This window comes from Streptomyces sp. NPDC057445, from assembly GCF_042802855.1.
Classification (GTDB): domain Bacteria; phylum Actinomycetota; class Actinomycetes; order Streptomycetales; family Streptomycetaceae; genus Streptomyces.
The window spans coordinates 420,733-435,264 of record NZ_JBHVDH010000002.1 but is presented as its reverse complement, the minus strand read 5'-3'; the positions used below and the strand labels follow the sequence as shown (position 1 = coordinate 435,264).

At 70.8% G+C, this 14,532-nt stretch carries 14 protein-coding genes; 6 read left to right on the top strand and 8 right to left on the bottom strand.

The window, feature by feature from the left end; translation table 11 throughout:
• The first annotated feature begins 158 nt into the window (after nucleotides 1-158).
• Complete coding sequence (sph, locus tag ACFU5O_RS06805) at nucleotides 159-1,136, top strand: sphingomyelin phosphodiesterase (RefSeq protein ID WP_384237781.1); 978 nt, start codon at nucleotides 159-161, stop codon at nucleotides 1,134-1,136.
• 148 nt (nucleotides 1,137-1,284) lie between these two features.
• Nucleotides 1,285-2,274, top strand: a complete 990-nt coding sequence (locus tag ACFU5O_RS06800) for a cation diffusion facilitator family transporter (RefSeq protein ID WP_384237236.1) — start codon at nucleotides 1,285-1,287, stop codon at nucleotides 2,272-2,274.
• Nucleotides 2,275-2,320: 46 nt separating this feature from the next.
• Here ACFU5O_RS06800 and ACFU5O_RS06795 read toward each other — a convergent pair whose 3' ends face one another.
• Both ACFU5O_RS06795 and ACFU5O_RS06790 read right to left on the bottom strand, forming a co-directional pair.
• On the bottom strand, nucleotides 2,321-2,821 hold the full coding sequence (locus ACFU5O_RS06795) for a hypothetical protein (RefSeq protein WP_384237234.1): 501 nt from the start codon (nucleotides 2,819-2,821) through the stop codon (nucleotides 2,321-2,323).
• A gap of 90 nt (nucleotides 2,822-2,911) precedes the next feature.
• Nucleotides 2,912-3,391, bottom strand: coding sequence for a macro domain-containing protein (locus tag ACFU5O_RS06790; RefSeq protein ID WP_384237231.1), 480 nt, complete (start codon nucleotides 3,389-3,391; stop codon nucleotides 2,912-2,914).
• Between the two features lie 117 nt (nucleotides 3,392-3,508).
• Between ACFU5O_RS06790 and ACFU5O_RS06785 the strand changes: the two genes are divergently transcribed.
• Both ACFU5O_RS06785 and ACFU5O_RS06780 read left to right on the top strand, forming a co-directional pair.
• The gene (locus ACFU5O_RS06785) at nucleotides 3,509-4,300 is read left to right on the top strand and encodes a MerR family transcriptional regulator (RefSeq protein WP_384237228.1); all 792 of its coding nucleotides are present in this window, start codon (nucleotides 3,509-3,511) and stop codon (nucleotides 4,298-4,300) included.
• Nucleotides 4,301-4,370: 70 nt separating this feature from the next.
• Entirely contained in the window at nucleotides 4,371-4,967 is a 597-nt protein-coding gene (locus ACFU5O_RS06780) for a hypothetical protein (RefSeq protein WP_384237226.1), read from the top strand.
• A 75-nt stretch (nucleotides 4,968-5,042) separates the two neighbouring features.
• Here ACFU5O_RS06780 and ACFU5O_RS06775 read toward each other — a convergent pair whose 3' ends face one another.
• The 4 genes from ACFU5O_RS06775 to ACFU5O_RS06760 are packed head-to-tail and all read right to left on the bottom strand — an operon-like array spanning nucleotide 5,043 to nucleotide 10,883.
• Nucleotides 5,043-7,223, bottom strand: coding sequence for a 3-hydroxyacyl-CoA dehydrogenase NAD-binding domain-containing protein (locus tag ACFU5O_RS06775; protein ID WP_384237224.1), 2,181 nt, complete (start codon nucleotides 7,221-7,223; stop codon nucleotides 5,043-5,045).
• Between the two features lie 40 nt (nucleotides 7,224-7,263).
• The gene (locus tag ACFU5O_RS06770; RefSeq protein ID WP_384237221.1) at nucleotides 7,264-8,478 is read right to left on the bottom strand and encodes an acetyl-CoA C-acetyltransferase; all 1,215 of its coding nucleotides are present in this window, start codon (nucleotides 8,476-8,478) and stop codon (nucleotides 7,264-7,266) included.
• A gap of 55 nt (nucleotides 8,479-8,533) precedes the next feature.
• Nucleotides 8,534-9,676 (bottom strand): acyl-CoA dehydrogenase family protein, encoded by a 1,143-nt coding sequence (locus ACFU5O_RS06765; protein WP_384237218.1) that lies wholly within the window; start codon nucleotides 9,674-9,676, stop codon nucleotides 8,534-8,536.
• Between the two features lie 58 nt (nucleotides 9,677-9,734).
• Nucleotides 9,735-10,883 (bottom strand): CaiB/BaiF CoA transferase family protein, encoded by a 1,149-nt coding sequence (locus ACFU5O_RS06760; protein WP_384237215.1) that lies wholly within the window; start codon nucleotides 10,881-10,883, stop codon nucleotides 9,735-9,737.
• 420 nt (nucleotides 10,884-11,303) lie between these two features.
• Here ACFU5O_RS06760 and ACFU5O_RS06755 point away from each other — a divergent pair, with 420 nt between their 5' ends.
• Nucleotides 11,304-11,558 (top strand): hypothetical protein, encoded by a 255-nt coding sequence (locus tag ACFU5O_RS06755; RefSeq protein WP_384237212.1) that lies wholly within the window; start codon nucleotides 11,304-11,306, stop codon nucleotides 11,556-11,558.
• Nucleotides 11,559-11,625: 67 nt separating this feature from the next.
• Here ACFU5O_RS06755 and ACFU5O_RS06750 read toward each other — a convergent pair whose 3' ends face one another.
• The gene (locus tag ACFU5O_RS06750; protein WP_384237210.1) at nucleotides 11,626-12,009 is read right to left on the bottom strand and encodes an MmcQ/YjbR family DNA-binding protein; all 384 of its coding nucleotides are present in this window, start codon (nucleotides 12,007-12,009) and stop codon (nucleotides 11,626-11,628) included.
• Nucleotides 12,010-12,147: 138 nt separating this feature from the next.
• On the opposite strand from ACFU5O_RS06750, the gene ACFU5O_RS06745 reads away from it, so the two are divergent.
• A complete protein-coding gene (locus tag ACFU5O_RS06745) occupies nucleotides 12,148-13,338 on the top strand; it encodes a saccharopine dehydrogenase family protein (RefSeq protein WP_384237207.1) in 1,191 nt (396 codons plus the stop codon).
• Between the two features lie 484 nt (nucleotides 13,339-13,822).
• Here the strand turns inward: ACFU5O_RS06745 and ACFU5O_RS06740 are convergent, their stop codons facing one another.
• Nucleotides 13,823-14,503 (bottom strand): endonuclease V, encoded by a 681-nt coding sequence (locus ACFU5O_RS06740; protein ID WP_384237204.1) that lies wholly within the window; start codon nucleotides 14,501-14,503, stop codon nucleotides 13,823-13,825.
• Between the last annotated feature and the right edge of the window lie 29 nt (nucleotides 14,504-14,532).

The window sequence follows — 14,532 nt, the reverse complement described above, 5'->3', positions numbered from 1 at the left end:
CTCCGCGCCGGTGCGAGTTGTTCAGACAAGTTCGGCGAATCGTGAAGCTGCGGCCAGAAATTCGGCCCCTGATGGTTACCCCGAGGTAACTGCCGCTGCTTTGATGTGCCCGCCGGTCAATCCCCCCACCAGAAACGGGAGTTCCAGTGCCGCACTCCATGCTCCGCCGTATCTCCGGCGCAGCTCTCTCCACCGCGCTCGCAGCCGTCACCCTGGCCGCGGCCGCACCTTCGACGTCCGCCGCCGGGACCGACGCTACGCCGTCGCTGAAGGTCCTGACGTACAACGCCTTCCTCTTCAGCAAGACCCTGTACCCGAACTGGGGCCAGGACCACCGGGCCAAGGCGATCCCCGCGGCTCCCTTCTTCCAGGGCCACGACGTCGTCGTGCTGCAGGAGGCGTTCGACAACTCCTCGTCCGACGCGCTGAAGGCGAACGCCGCCGCCCAGTACCCGTACCAGACCCCGGTCATGGGGCGTTCCAAGACCGGCTGGGACGCGACGAGCGGGGCGTACTCCGCGACCACGCCCGAGGACGGCGGCGTCACGATCCTCAGCAAGTGGCCGATCGTGCGCAAGGAGCAGTACGTCTACAAGGACGCGTGCGGCGCCGACTGGTGGTCCAACAAGGGCTTCGTGTACGTGGTCCTGAACGTGAACGGCACGAAGGTGCACGTGGTCGGCACGCACGCCCAGTCCACCGACCCGGGCTGCGGCGCCGGTGAGGCGGCCCAGATGCGCAGCCGCCAGTTCAGGGCGATCGACGCCTTCCTCGACGGCAAGAACATCCCGGCGTCCGAGCAGATCGTGGTCGCGGGCGACTTCAATGTCGACTCGCGCACGCCCGAGTACGCGACGATGCTCGCGGACGGCGGACTGGTGGGCGCCGACGCGCGCACCGGACACCCGTACTCCTTCGACACCCAGGACAACTCCATCGCCGCGGACCGCTACCCCGACGACCCGCGCGAGGACCTGGACCACGTCCTGCACCGGGCGGGCCACGCGAAGCCGGCCGGCTGGAAGAACGACGTGATCAAGGAGCAGAGCGCGCCCTGGACGGTCTCCAGCTGGGGCACGCGGTACACGTACACCAACCTGTCCGACCACTACCCGGTCGCCGCGTCCGGGCAGTAGTCGCACGCCGGCGGTGCCGGGGCGGCACTGACGCGGCAACAGCAGCGCGGCAGTCGCCGCAGAGCGGCAGTCGCAAACCGTTCGCAGCTGGTCAGGGGCCGCTTTTCGGCAGTGGCTGCAATGCTGTTCGGCTGCCATGGTGGTGTCCATGACGGGTCATGGACACGCGCACGAGCACGGACGTGGACACCACCATCACCACCACCACCACGGCGAGCGCATCGACGCCGCGCTGGAAGGCTCCGCGGAAGGTCTGCGGACGCTCTGGCTCTCGTTCGGCATCCTGGCCGCGACCACCGTCGTCCAGGCAGTGATCGCAAGGCTCTCCGGGTCGGTCGCGCTGCTGGGCGACACCGTCCACAACGCGACCGACGCACTGACCGCGCTGCCGCTCGCTCTCGCCTTCGTGCTCGGGCGGCGGGCCGCCACCCGCCGCTACACCTATGGGTACGGACGGGCGGAGGATCTCGCGGGCGTCTTCGTCGTCCTGGTGATCGCCGCCTCGGCCGCCTTCGCCGGGTACGAGGCGGTCCGCCGACTGCTCGAGCCGCAGGACGTCACCCACCTGGCGGCCGTCGCCGCCGCCGGGCTCGTGGGCTTCGTGGGCAACGAGTGGGTGGCCAGGGCACGTATCCGTACCGGGAAACGCATCGGCTCCGCCGCACTGGTCGCCGACGGACTCCACGCGCGAACCGACGGGTTCACCTCTCTCGCGGTGCTGCTGGGCGCGGGCGGCTCGGCACTGGGATGGCGTTACGCGGACCCGTTGATCGGGCTCGTGATCACGGCAGCGATCCTGCTGGTGCTGCGCGGCGCCGCCCGGGAGATCTGGCACCGCCTGATGGACGCCGTGGACCCGGCGCTGGTGGACGAGGCCGAGCACGCACTGTCCCATGTGGAGGGAGTGCGGTCCGTGGGCACCATGCGGATGCGCTGGCTCGGGCACTCGCTGCGCGCCGAGACATCGGTGGAGGTCGACCCCTCGCTGACCGTCGTCCAGGCACACGCGGTCGCCGTGGCCGCCGAGCACGCGTTGCTGCACGCGGTTCCCCGGCTGGCGGGGGCGACCGTTCATGTCGACCACGCGCATACGACGGGCCAGGACCCGCATGCCGCCCTGGCCCATCACACCGCCTGAGGCACTCCCGGGCCCGAGGCCACACCGCTCGCTTGGGAGGCTCGGCTCACCGGTACGCCCCCGTCGTCAGGTGGACGTACAGGGCCACCATGCCGATCACGCAGAGGATGACCGCCCAGGAGCCGAGGCCGGTGTGCCGCTGTCCGGGCACGGACCGCCTGGATCTTCTGAACGGACCGGATCTTCTCGACGGTCCGGACCGCCCCGACCGCTCGGTCCCGGCGGGAGCCGCCCGGGGCGGGGCCGACGGCCCGGCGTCCGCTGCGGTCTCGGCCAGCAGCCGGCGGCAGACCGCGGCGAGTTCGGCCGTCCCCGCGGTGAGGCTCGCGACCGCCTCCACGCGGGCCGGCGCGGTGGTGCCGCCGTCAAGAATCCGGCCGGCGCGCAGCAGGACCTCGCCCCGACCGCCGGTGGCGCCGATACTGATCCAGCGCTGGACGTGTTCCCCCCGGATCACCACGCCTCCGGTCCGGTCGCGGTACACGGTGTGCTCGCGCCACAGAACCTCGGCCAACTCCCCTGCGGTTTCCCTCAGTTGTGCGCTCATGCCCCTCCCCCTTCGATTCGGCGAATCGAACAAGCACCCGCACTCTAGCGTCAGGTACACACCAAGCCGGAGTGTGGGCCGAGGCCGGGGCTACGGCTCGTGGTCGTAGACCGTCACCGCTGTGCCGCGCGCGACGAGCCGCGCGGCTATCAGGGGCTCCACCTTCGACCATTTGCCACCCGCCAGCCCGCAGCCGATCCGGGGCATATGGACCGACGCGCCGAGCTCCACGGCCTTCCGGGCGAGCGCGGCGAGCGCGGTGTCGATCGCCTCGTACCGCACGGGCACACCCTTGCTTCCCGTACGCATGCCGTGCTGGCCCACCATGTTGGCGACCCACAGCCAGGGTCCGACCTGAACGAACTGGACAGCTCCCAGACCGAAGTCGTTCCCCGCCCGCTCCCGGTGCCAGCGCCGGTAGGCGGCCTCCGGACCGGGCCAGCGCCGGGACACGGCGACGACGAAGCCCTTGCCCCAGCCGCCCAGGTCGTTGCACACATGCGCGATCACCTTGACGCCCTTGCCCTGCGGCGCGGTGGCGTCCCCCCGTACATACGCGATCCCCGTCATGCCCCCACCGTACGAGGCACCACCGACAATCGGCGCCGCAATTCCTGCGCTTTCACAACATTGGTGAGACAGCAATACTGTTGCACCGGAGTGTGCACGCACGGAGCGAGGGAGATCATGACGGCCGAGACCGAGGAGCCGACGCTGACCGTCGATGAACTGGCCGCCCGCGCCGGTGTCACCGTCCGCACCATCCGGTTCTACAGCACCCGTGGTCTTCTCCCGCCCCCGGTGATCGGGCCCCGCCGGGTCGGACACTACGGACCCGGCCACCTCTCCCGGCTCGCCCTGATCGAAGAACTGCAGCACCAGGGCATGACGCTGGCCGCGATCGAACGCTACCTGGAGCAGCTGCCGCCCGGTCTGAGCGCGCACGATCTGGCGATCCACCGTGCGCTGGTGTCCTCCTGGGCTCCCGAGTCGGCCGAGGAGGTGCCGCGGACCGAGCTGGAGCAGCGGGCCGGCCGCCCGCTGTCGGGCCAGGACATCGACCGGCTCGCGGCCATGGGCGTGCTGGACCGCACCGGGGTCCCCGATGTGTTCCGGCTGGACGGCGGGCTGCTGCGGCTCGGCATCGAGCTGCTGGACGTCCCCATCGCACACGAGACGATCCTCGCCTCGCGTACGGTCCTGCTGGAGCACGCCAGGGCCGCCGCGCACGAGCTGACCCGGCTGTTCCGGGACGAGGTGTGGGGTCCCTACCGGGAACGTGCGGCGGACCCGGACCATGTCGCGGCGATGAAGTCGCTGTCGGCCCATATGCAGCCGATGGTGATCCAGGCGCTCGTGACGGCGTTCCAGCGCTCGCTGCGGGAGGAGTTGAGGGCGGCGTTCGGCCCCACCGGGGCCGGCTCCGCGACCGAGGCCGGTTCCGCGACCGGGGCCGATCGCCCCACGGAGGCCCACTGACAGTGGGGGCCGCTAACCTGCGGGCAACTGTGGGGCAGGAGCGGCCGGGACCGGCCATGGGGGGAAGACCATGAGATTCGCGCAGCTGAGACCCGGGGGGCTCTACGTCAGGCGGACGTACCGACCGGACTGGGAGCTGACCCTGATCCGGGTCGGCGAATCCCCGCGCCTGTGGCGGTGGAACGAGAAGCGGTGGTCCTACGAGGTGGCCGAGGACGCCCGCAGGGCGAACCTCAAGATGCGCGTCGGCTATCTCGCCGTGGCACCCCCGGCGGCGTGGCCGGAGAGCGACGGTGTCGGCGGCATGCTGCGGCGGGGCATCCAGCGCTGGGCGAGGCCGATGGCCGCGCTCCCCTCACCGTTGCCGGATCCCTCGGTGACCCGTGTGGCCTGGCACGATCTGCCGACCCATGAGGAGGAGATGATGTGGACGATCTTCGAACCGCGGGACATCGTCTGCCCGTACACCTCACCGGAAGAGTTCCAGCGGCGCATACTCGACCGGATGACGACGCTCGGAGTGGGGCCGGATCCGGTGTTCCAGCCGCCGCCCCCGGACAGCATCACGGCCGCAGAGGTCCATCGAGTCGCGCTCCGGCTGGATGTCCTCGCCGAACTCCTCGACCGTGTCCCCGATCCCGGGACGCCAGGGGAGCCGGCGCCCTGAGGAGTTCCGCGCGGCGGAAGACGGGCCCTGCGCCGAGGCGGGGCCCGTCCTCCGCGGCACGTCGCGGAAGTGGGATCAGGCGTCGGTGAAGGTCTCGCCGTTCTCCGCCATGTCTACCAGCAGCGCGGGCGGCTCGAAGCGCTCGCCGTAGGTCGCGGCCAGCTCGCGTGCCCGGGCGACGAAGCCGGGCAGGCCCCCCTCGTAGCCGTTGATGTACTGGAACACGCCGCCCGTCCAGGCCGGGAAGCCGATGCCCATGATGGAGCCGATGTTGGCGTCGGCGACCGACGTCAGCACGCCCTCCTCCAGGCAGCGGACGGAGTCCAGCGCCTCGGAGAAGAGCATCCGCTCCTTCATGTCCTCGAAGGGGACATCGGCGTCCGGCTTGCCGAAGTGCTCACGCAGCCCCTGCCACAGCCCGGCCCGCTTGCCGTCCACATAGTCGTAGAAGCCCGCTCCACCGCTGCGGCCGGTCCGGCCGAACTCGTCGACCAGACGGTCGATGACCGCGTCCGCGGGGTGGGCGGCCCAGGTGCCACCGGCCTCTTCCACGGCCCGCCTCGACTCGTTGCGGATCTTCCGGGGCAGCGTGAGGGTCAGCTCGTCCATCAGGGAGAGGACCTTCGCCGGATAGCCGGCCTGCGCCGCGGCCTGCTCGACCGACGCGGGCTCGACGCCCTCGCCGACCATCGCCACGCCCTCGTTGATGAACTGGCCGATGACACGCGAGGTGAAGAAGCCACGCGAGTCGTTGACGACGATCGGGGTCTTGTTGATCCGGCGCACCAGGTCGAAGGCGCGGGCCAGCGCCTCGTCACCGGTCCGCTCGCCCTTGATGATCTCGACGAGCGGCATCTTGTCGACCGGCGAGAAGAAGTGGAGCCCGATGAAGTCGGTGGGACGGTCGACGCCCTCCGCGAGCAGGGTGATCGGCAGCGTGGAGGTGTTGGAGCACAGCAGCGCGTCCGGGTCCACGATGTCCTGGATCTCCTGGAACACCTTGTGCTTGAGCGCCGGGTCCTCGAAGACCGCCTCGATGACCGCGTCGCAGCCGGCCAGATCCGCCGGGTCGGCGGTCGGGGTGATCCGGGCGAGTAGCTCGTCGCGCTTGGCCTCGGTCGTACGTCCCCGGCTCAGCGCCTTGTCGAGGAGCTTTTGCGAGTACTCCTTGCCGCGCTCTGCGGCATCGGCGTTGACATCCTTGAGAACGACCTCGATCCCGGCCTTCGCGCAGGAGTACGCGATGCCCGCGCCCATCATCCCGGCACCGAGGACGGCGACCTTGCGGACCGGGCGCGGCTCGATGCCCTTGGGCCGGTTCGCACCGGAGTTGACCGCCTGCAGGTCGAAGAAGAAGGCCTGGATCATGTTCTTGGCGGTCTGCCCGGTGAGCAGCTCGGTGAAGTACCGCGCCTCGATGACCTGCGCGGTCTCGAAGTCGACCTGGGAGCCCTCGACGGCGGCCGCGAGGATGTTGCGCGGCGCGGGGTAGGGGGCGCCGTTCAGCTGCTTCTTCAGGTTGGCCGGGAACGCGGGCAGGTTGGCGGCGAACTTCGGGTTCGAGGGCGTCCCGCCGGGGATCTTGTAGCCCTTGACGTCCCACGGCTGCTGCGACTCGGGATTGGCGTCGATGAAGGCACGCGCCTTGGCGAGCATCTCCTCGTTCGTCGCGGCCACTTCGTGGACCAGGCCGTTCTCGAGAGCGCGCTGCGGGGAGTACTGCGTGCCCTGGAGGAGGACCTTGAGCAGCGCGTCGGCGATGCCCATGAGCCGTACCGTACGGGTCACACCGCCGCCGGCGGGCAGCAGGCCCAGCGTCACCTCGGGCAGACCGATCTTGGAGCCGGGGGCGTCGAGCGCGATGCGGTGGTGGCATGCGAGGGCGATCTCGTAACCGCCGCCCAGCGCGGCGCCGTTGACGGCCGCGACGACCGGCTTGCCGAGGGTCTCGATGCGGCGCAGGGCGCGCTTGATGCCCATCCCCATGTCGAAGGCCTGCTGGGCGTGCTCCGGACCGACCTGGATCATGTCCTTGAGGTCGCCGCCCGCGAAGAAGGTCTTCTTGGCGGACGTGAAGATGATGCCGCGGATGCCGTCCTGCTCGGCCTCTGCCCGGTCGGCGATCGCCGCGATGGACTCCCGGAAGGCCTGGTTCATGGTGTTGGCGGACTGGTCGGGGTCGTCGAGGACGAGGGTGACGATCCCGGTCTCGTCCTGCTCCCAGCGGATGGTGGAACTCGCCGGCGTTGCTGTCATTGCTGCTTCTCCGTAAGGGCGAAGGGGAGGGACGGGACGGTCAGAGACGCTCGACGATGGTGGCGATACCCATGCCGCCGCCGACGCAGAGCGTGGCGAGGCCGTATCGCTTGTCCTGGCGCTCCAGTTCGTCGATGAGCGAGCCGAGGATCATCGCTCCGGTGGCCCCCAGCGGGTGGCCAAGTGCGATCGCGCCGCCATTGACGTTGACCTTGTCCAGTGAGAGCCCCATGTCCTTGACGAAGCGGAGCACGACCGCCGCGAACGCCTCGTTGATCTCGACCAGGTCGATGTCGTCGATGGTCAGTCCGGCCTTGGCGAGCGCCTTGCGGGTGGCGGGCGCCGGTCCGGTGAGCATGATGGTCGGCTCGGAGCCGGAGACCGCCGCGGAGACGATGCGGGCGCGCGGCCTGAGCCCGTACCGCTCGCCCACCTCCTTGGAGCCGATCGCGACGAGCGAGGCGCCGTCCACGATGCCCGAGGAGTTGCCGGCGTGGTGGACGTGGTCGATCTTCTCGACCCAGTGGTACGTCTGCAGCGCCACGGCGTCGAAGCCGCCCATCTCCCCGATGGTCGCGAACGACGGCTTGAGGGAGGCGAGCGAGTCCGCCGTCGTGCCCGGGCGCATGTGCTCGTCATGGTCGAGCACGACCAGTCCGTTGCGGTCCTTCACCGGGACGACGGAGCGGTCGAAGCGCCCGTCCTTCCAGGCCGCCGCGGCCCGCTCCTGGGAGAGCGCCGCGTACTCGTCCACGTCGCGGCGCGTGAAGCCCTCGATCGTGGCGATCAGGTCGGCGCCGATGCCCTGGGGTGCGAAGTTGGTGTCGAAGTTGGTCATCGGGTCGGCGAACCACGCACCGCCGTCGGACGCCATCGGCACGCGCGACATCGATTCGACGCCGCCCGCGAGCACCAGGTCCTCCCAGCCGGAGCGGACCTTCATCGCGGCCATGTTGACGGCCTCGAGGCCGGACGCACAGAAGCGGTTCTCCTGGACGCCCGCGACGGTGTCCGGAAGTCCGGCGGCGACGGCGGCGATCCGGGCGATGTCGGAGCCCTGGTCACCGACGGGGCCGACGACGCCGAGGACGATGTCGTCGATCGCCGCCGGGTCGAGCTCCGGGTAGCGGGCACGGATCTCGTGGATCAGGCCCACGACGAGATCGATCGGCTTGGTGCCGTGCAGGGCGCCGTTGGCCTTGCCGCGGCCCCGCGGGGTGCGGATCGCGTCGTACACAAACGCTTCGGTACTCAAGACAGAGCCTTTCGCATCACGTATGAGGGGTGCGCAAACGAGGGTGGGTCAGGGGTCAGGAGAGCAACGAGCGACCGATGATCTCCTTCATGATCTCGGTGGTGCCACCGTAGATCGTCTGGATACGGCCGTCCGTGAACGCCTTCGCGACCGGGTACTCGTTCATGTAGCCGTATCCGCCGTGCAGCTGGAGGCAGCGGTCCGCGACCCGCTTCTGCAGCTCGGTGGCCCACCACTTGGCCATCGAGGCATGCACCGCGTCGAGCTCCCCGTTCGAGTGATCGACGATGCACCGGTCGAGGAACGTACGGGTGACGGCGCACTCGGTGGCCATCTCGGCTATCTCGAAGCGGACGTGCTGCAGCTTGGCGAGCGGTCGCCCGAACGCCTCGCGCTCCTTCACGTACCGCGTGGTGATCTCGAGCAGATGCTCGGCGGCGGCGATCCCGGCGACCGCGATGTTCAGCCGCTCCTGGGCGAGGTTGGTCATCAGGTGGAGGAAGGCGCCGTTCAGTTCCCCGAGCAGATTCTCCTTGGGGACGCGGACGTCGGTGAAGAACAGCTCCGCCGTGTCCTGCGCCTTCTGGCCGATCTTGTCGAGGTTGCGGCCGCGCTCGAAGCCTTCCATGCCGCGCTCGACGACGAGCAGCGACAGCCCCTTCGCGCCTCCCTCTGGGGTGGTCTTCGCGACGACGATCACCAGGTCGGCGAGGATGCCGTTGGAGATGAACGTCTTGGAGCCGTTGAGCAGCCAGTGGTCGCCCCGGTCCTCGGCGGTCGTGCGGATACCCTGCAGGTCGGACCCGGCGCCCGGCTCGGTCATGGCGATGGCGGTGATGATCTCACCGCTGCAGAAGCCGGGCAGCCAGCGCTGCTTCTGCTCCTCGCCGGCGAGGGAGGTGAGATAGGGGCCGATGATGTCGTTGTGCAGTCCGAGCGCGAGCCCGGCGGCACCTGCCCGGGTGAACTCCTCCGCGAGCACCGCGCTGTAGCGGAAGTCCGAGTTGCCGCCGCCTCCGTACTCCTCGGGCACCGCGAGTCCCAGCAGCCCCTGCTTGCCCGCGGCCAGCCAGGCGGCGCGCGAGACGATGCCGTCGCGCTCCCACTGGTCGTAGTGCGGCAGCACCTCCTTGGCGAGGAAGGTGCGGACGGTCTCGCGGAACGCGTCGTGCCCGTCGTCGAAGATCTGACGCTTCATCGTGCAGCCCCCCTGCCTGCGGCCTCCATGGCCGTTGTGTACGGAACGGTCCGTGCCATCAGTCGTCTCCACCCCCGCGCCGGACGCCCGGTACGTCCCAGTCGCGTGCGACCTCCTCGGTGTCCGCGCCCGGCCGGGCCGGAGGGCGGTGGACGGATCCGGGGGTGGCGGAGAACCGCGGTGCGGGCGCAGGCTGGGTGATTCCGCCGTGGTCGGTGAAAGTGCCGCGCGCCGCGAGATGGGGATGGGCCGGGGCCTCGCGCAGGGAGAGCACCGGTGCGACGCATGCGTCGGTTCCCTCGAAGACCGCCGTCCACTCCTCGCGCGTCCTGGTGCGGAAGCGGTCGGCCACGGCTGCCCGCAGCTCGTCCCAGCGCGCGAAGTCCTTGCGTGCCGGGACCTCGTCCTTGATGCCGAGCAGCTCGATGAACTCGTTGTAGAACTGCTGCTCGAGGGCGCCGACCGCCATGTACCGGCCGTCGGCGGTCTCGTAGTTCCCGTAGAAGGGGCAGCCGCCGTCGAGGAGATTGGCGCCACGGCGGTCCTGCCAGCCGCCCGCGGCCATCATCCCGTGGATCATCGTCGCGAGATGCGCGGCGCCGTCGACGATCGCCGCGTCCACGACCTGGCCGGTTCCACCAGGGGTACGGGCATGCTGCAGCGCGGCCAGCACGCCGACGACGAGATAGAGGGAACCGCCCGCGTAGTCACCGACGAGGTTGGCGGGGACGGCGGGCGGCTCGTCGGGACTGCCGATCATGCCGAGGGTGCCGGTGACGGCGATGTACGCGATGTCGTGCCCGGCGCGCTGGGCGAGCGGCCCTTCCTGGCCCCAGCCGGTCATCCGGCCGTAGACCAGCTGCGGGTTGCGGACGTGGCACTCCTCTGGACCGACGCCGAGGCGCTCGGCGACGCCGGGGCGGTAGCCCTCGATGAGGATGTCGGCGCGCTCGACCAGGTCGAGTACCTGCCCGGCCCCGCCATCGGCCTTGAGATCGATCAGTACCGACCGCTTGTTGCGGTTGGTGAGGTCGTAGGCCGGGTCGATCGCGAGTCCCGCGCCACCGGGCCGGTCGATCCGCACGACGTCGGCGCCGAGGTCGGCGAGCAGCATGGCGGCGAACGGACCGGGTCCGATGCCTGCCAGTTCGACCACGCGCACACCGGCCAGCGGACCGCTCGGCGGACCGTTCACTGTCGCTGCCATCAAGCCCCCAGCGCTATGACACAACTGATGTAACACCGGTGATGTTAAGAACGTGTTCCACTCCGCACAAGCCCCTCAGGCGAGCAAGCGCTTGGTTCTCTCCCCGACGACGGTAGTGCCGGCCGCCGGATCCACGAACGGAGACTCCATGCCTATACCCCGTCCCGTCCACGCCGCAGCGCTCGTCGCACTTCCGGCGGCACTCCTGATCGCGTGCTCCGCCGCGCGCGGCGGGGCCGGCCATGACACCGGCGCGAAGAGGACCACGGCCGCGGCGGCGGCGGACGGCAAGGACGGCGAAGCGCGGGACAGCGCCGACGGGGACACCTCTGCTGAAGTCTTTCCGTCCGAACTGCCCACGCAGGGGCCGGAGAAGGTCCGCGACGCGTTCGCCGGCCCCCGGGCCACGCTCGGCCACGGGTGCACGAGCCAAGGGACTGCGTCTACTTCCTGGGGCGCGTCCACGACGAGCTGGAGCGGCTGGACGGGGCGATGGAGGCCGATCCCCAGGGGCCGGGACACTTCCCCGAACCCATCGCCTGGACAGCGGAGGTATGCGGGACCGCCGGTGCGGACCGGACCTGCGCGAATCTCGAGCCGCACGAGAAGGACCTGATCGGCGCCCGTGACCGGATCGACGTCCGGGTGCGGGACCACCCGGACGACTGCCGGTGACGGGAGCGCGCCGGCGATGACGGGGGGCGCCGGGCCGACGAGCCGACGAGCGTCGGACTCCGCGGGTTCAGCGGGCGTCCAGGTCGGCGATCAGCTTCTTCGTGGCGATGGAGCGGTAACTCTCCTCGACCCAGTCGCAGAGCACATCGGCGGCGGGAGCGCCCTTCACGGCGAGTGGGATCTGCACCCAGCCCGCCTTGCCCAGGCCGTACCCCGAAGGCTCGGCGCCCGGGCAGGACAGGGCATGGGCGTGCGCAGCCTCGTCCTTGAGCTTGACGCCGATGCCCAGCGGATAGCTGCCGTCGTCCACACCCAGGAAGACGAAGATCTTCTTGTTGACCTTGACGACGGTCTCGCCCCAGGGAAACTCCTCGCCCGCTCCCGGGAGTCCCAGGGCAAAGGACCGCACCTTCTCCCATTTCGCCAGGGCCGCCTTCGGTGGTGCCGCCATCCCGTCCTCCCGGTCGCACGGACAGTTCGCTCTCACGCTAGCCTCGCCCATCGGCAACGGCGCGGGGCAGGGCCCTGTGTCAGGTCGATCGGCTCGTCAGGATCGGCCGGACAAGGCCTGGAGCAGGTGGAGGGTCATGTGAACAGGCAGGACGGCCCGGAGCGGCCGTACGACATCGTGCTCTTCGGAGCCACAGGCTTCGTCGGCGCACTCACCGCCGAGTATCTTGCCGCGCACGCGCCGGCCGGGTGCCGCTGGGCCGTCGCCGGGCGGAGCACGGCCAAGCTGGAGCGGCTGCGCGAACGGCTCGCCGCGATCGATCCGGCGTGCGCGAACCTGCCCCTCGTCGTGGCGGACGCCTCGGATCCCGACTCGCTGCGTGAGCTCGCCGAGTCCACCCATGTCGTGGCGACGACCGTCGGCCCGTACGTCTGGTACGGGGAGCCACTGGTCGCCGCCTGCGCCGAGGCAGGTACGGACTACGCCGACCTCACGGGTGAGCCGGAGTTCGTCGACAACATGTTCGTACGGCACGATGCCCGGGCCCGCGAGACCGGCGCGCGGATCGTGCACGCCTGCGGCTTCGACTCGGTGCCGCACGACCTGGGGGCCTACTTCACCGTCCAGCAGCTGCCCGAGGACGTGCCGCTGCGCGTGGACGGCTTCGTACGCGCAGGCGGCATATTCTCCGGCGGTACCTTCGCCTCCGCGGTCACCGCGATGGGCCGGCAGCGTGAGGCCCTCCGGGCCGCGCGGGAGCGGCGGCTGCACGAGGCCCGGCTCGTGGGCCGGCGGGCCAGGTCGCTCTTCGCCACGCCCCGGTTCAGCAAGGAGACCGGCACCTGGGCGCTGCCGCTGCCCACGCTGGACCCGCAGATCGTGGCGCGGTCGGCGCGGCGGCTGGAGCGCTACGGCCCCGACTTCCGGTACCGGCACTACGCATCGGTCAGGACACTGCCGATGGCGCTGGGTGGTCCCGCCGCACTCGGCGCCCTCGCCGCCCTCGCCCAGCTTCCGCCCGCCCGCCGATGGCTGATGGACCGTTACGAACCGGGCCGGGGGCCGAGTGCGGAGCAGCGCGAGCGGAGCTGGTTCCGGATCCGCTTCGTCGGCGAGGGCGGGGGGCGGCGGGTCTTCACGGAGGTGTCGGGCGGCGACCCGGGCTACGGCGAGACGGCGAAGATGCTCGCAGAGTCGGCGCTGTGCCTCGCGTTCGACGACCTGCCGCCGACGGCGGGTCAGGTCACCACCGCTGTCGCGATGGGCGACGCGCTGCCGGCCCGGCTGCGCGCCGCGGGGATCGTCTTCCGGGTCGTGCACTCGCGGTAGGTGATGTCGGCAAAGCAGCGCCGTCTGCCCCAAGGGCAGGACCTGCGGCGTCCGGCGCTGGGGTCCCCCTGGCTTCGCCGCGGAGACCCCAGCCGTACCCGAAGGGCCGCGCGGCGCGCACCCGGGAGTATCCCCAAAGCGCCGCTGCGCCGAGGGAGTCGGGGCCAGGCGGGACTTTGCGGCACCGCATGGAGGCTTTGCCCGGGCCGCCGGTGGGGCGGCACAACGCCCCTGGCCGAGGTGCGGCCGGGCTGCTTCAGGCCCGCGGCCCGACCGTGCTGAGCGCCGGGCCGGGCCGGAGTGTTCCGGACACCAGCACCCCGGACAGGAAAGACAGGAAAGAGCAGGAAAGAGGTCATGCCACCGCCGGACGGGCGGAATCAGAGTGCTGCCGAGCCGCTCGGTGGGTCGTCGTACGCGGCGCGGCCCGCCGTCACGCCCACCGACAGGTTCCGCGCCCGCCCGGACCGCCGCGCTCCGCGGCTCAGGCCGTCGCCGCCCGCAGCGCACGGCGGCACAGCGCGTCCGCGCGCCGTGTCGACTCCGGCAGGCGGAAGTCCGGTGCGAGAGCCAGGGTGTGGGCACAGGCGTTGTCGAGCGACACCCGGTGGCCCACCGAGACGTACACCGGCTTGACGCCGTCCTGGGTGCGCAGTGCCCTGCCGACCTCCTCGCCGTCCTGCGCGAGCAGCGGGGAAGCGTCGCCGCGCCGGTCGCCGGGCGGGTCACAGGCAAAGGTGAAGGGGTTCTTCGCGACGCCGATCACGGGCAGTCCTGTGAGCACGCCGAGGTGGCTGGCCAGCCCGAAGCGGCGAGGGTGCGCGCGACCGTAGCCGTCGCAGACGACCAGGCCCGGTCCCGCGTTCAGCGACTCCAGCGCGGCCAGCACGGTCGGGATCTCGCGGAACGCGAGCAGTCCCGGTATGTAGGGGAAAGCGACCCGGCCCGCCGCGGTGGTCTCCTCGACGACCGCGAGCGTGCGGGCATCCAGGACCACGGCGGCCGCGACGACGACATCACGCTCGTCGTCGTAGGCCACGTCGACTCCGGTGACGAGGCCCGAGCCGGGAGGCGGTCCCGGCTCGTCGAGCACGACGCGGGCGCGCAGCTCGTCCTGGATCGCCCGGGCCTCGGTCTCGTCGGTGGGTGTCCTGATGGTGGTCATGATGAACCCCACCTTAGACACCCGGATAA

Excerpts from the sequence above, each read along its gene's own strand:
- sph (WP_384237781.1), top strand. The coding sequence starts at position 159 with ATGCTCCGCCGTATCTCCGGCGCAGCTCTCTCCACCGCGCTCGCAGCC.
- ACFU5O_RS06800 (WP_384237236.1), top strand. The coding sequence starts at position 1,285 with ATGACGGGTCATGGACACGCGCACGAGCACGGACGTGGACACCACCAT.
- ACFU5O_RS06795 (WP_384237234.1), bottom strand. The coding sequence starts at position 2,821 with ATGAGCGCACAACTGAGGGAAACCGCAGGGGAGTTGGCCGAGGTTCTG.
- ACFU5O_RS06790 (WP_384237231.1), bottom strand. The coding sequence starts at position 3,391 with ATGACGGGGATCGCGTATGTACGGGGGGACGCCACCGCGCCGCAGGGC.
- ACFU5O_RS06785 (WP_384237228.1), top strand. The coding sequence starts at position 3,509 with ATGACGGCCGAGACCGAGGAGCCGACGCTGACCGTCGATGAACTGGCC.
- ACFU5O_RS06780 (WP_384237226.1), top strand. The coding sequence starts at position 4,371 with ATGAGATTCGCGCAGCTGAGACCCGGGGGGCTCTACGTCAGGCGGACG.
- ACFU5O_RS06775 (WP_384237224.1), bottom strand. The coding sequence starts at position 7,223 with ATGACAGCAACGCCGGCGAGTTCCACCATCCGCTGGGAGCAGGACGAG.
- ACFU5O_RS06765 (WP_384237218.1), bottom strand. The coding sequence starts at position 9,676 with ATGAAGCGTCAGATCTTCGACGACGGGCACGACGCGTTCCGCGAGACC.
- ACFU5O_RS06760 (WP_384237215.1), bottom strand. The coding sequence starts at position 10,883 with ATGGCAGCGACAGTGAACGGTCCGCCGAGCGGTCCGCTGGCCGGTGTG.
- ACFU5O_RS06750 (WP_384237210.1), bottom strand. The coding sequence starts at position 12,009 with ATGGCGGCACCACCGAAGGCGGCCCTGGCGAAATGGGAGAAGGTGCGG.
- ACFU5O_RS06740 (WP_384237204.1), bottom strand. The coding sequence starts at position 14,503 with ATGACCACCATCAGGACACCCACCGACGAGACCGAGGCCCGGGCGATC.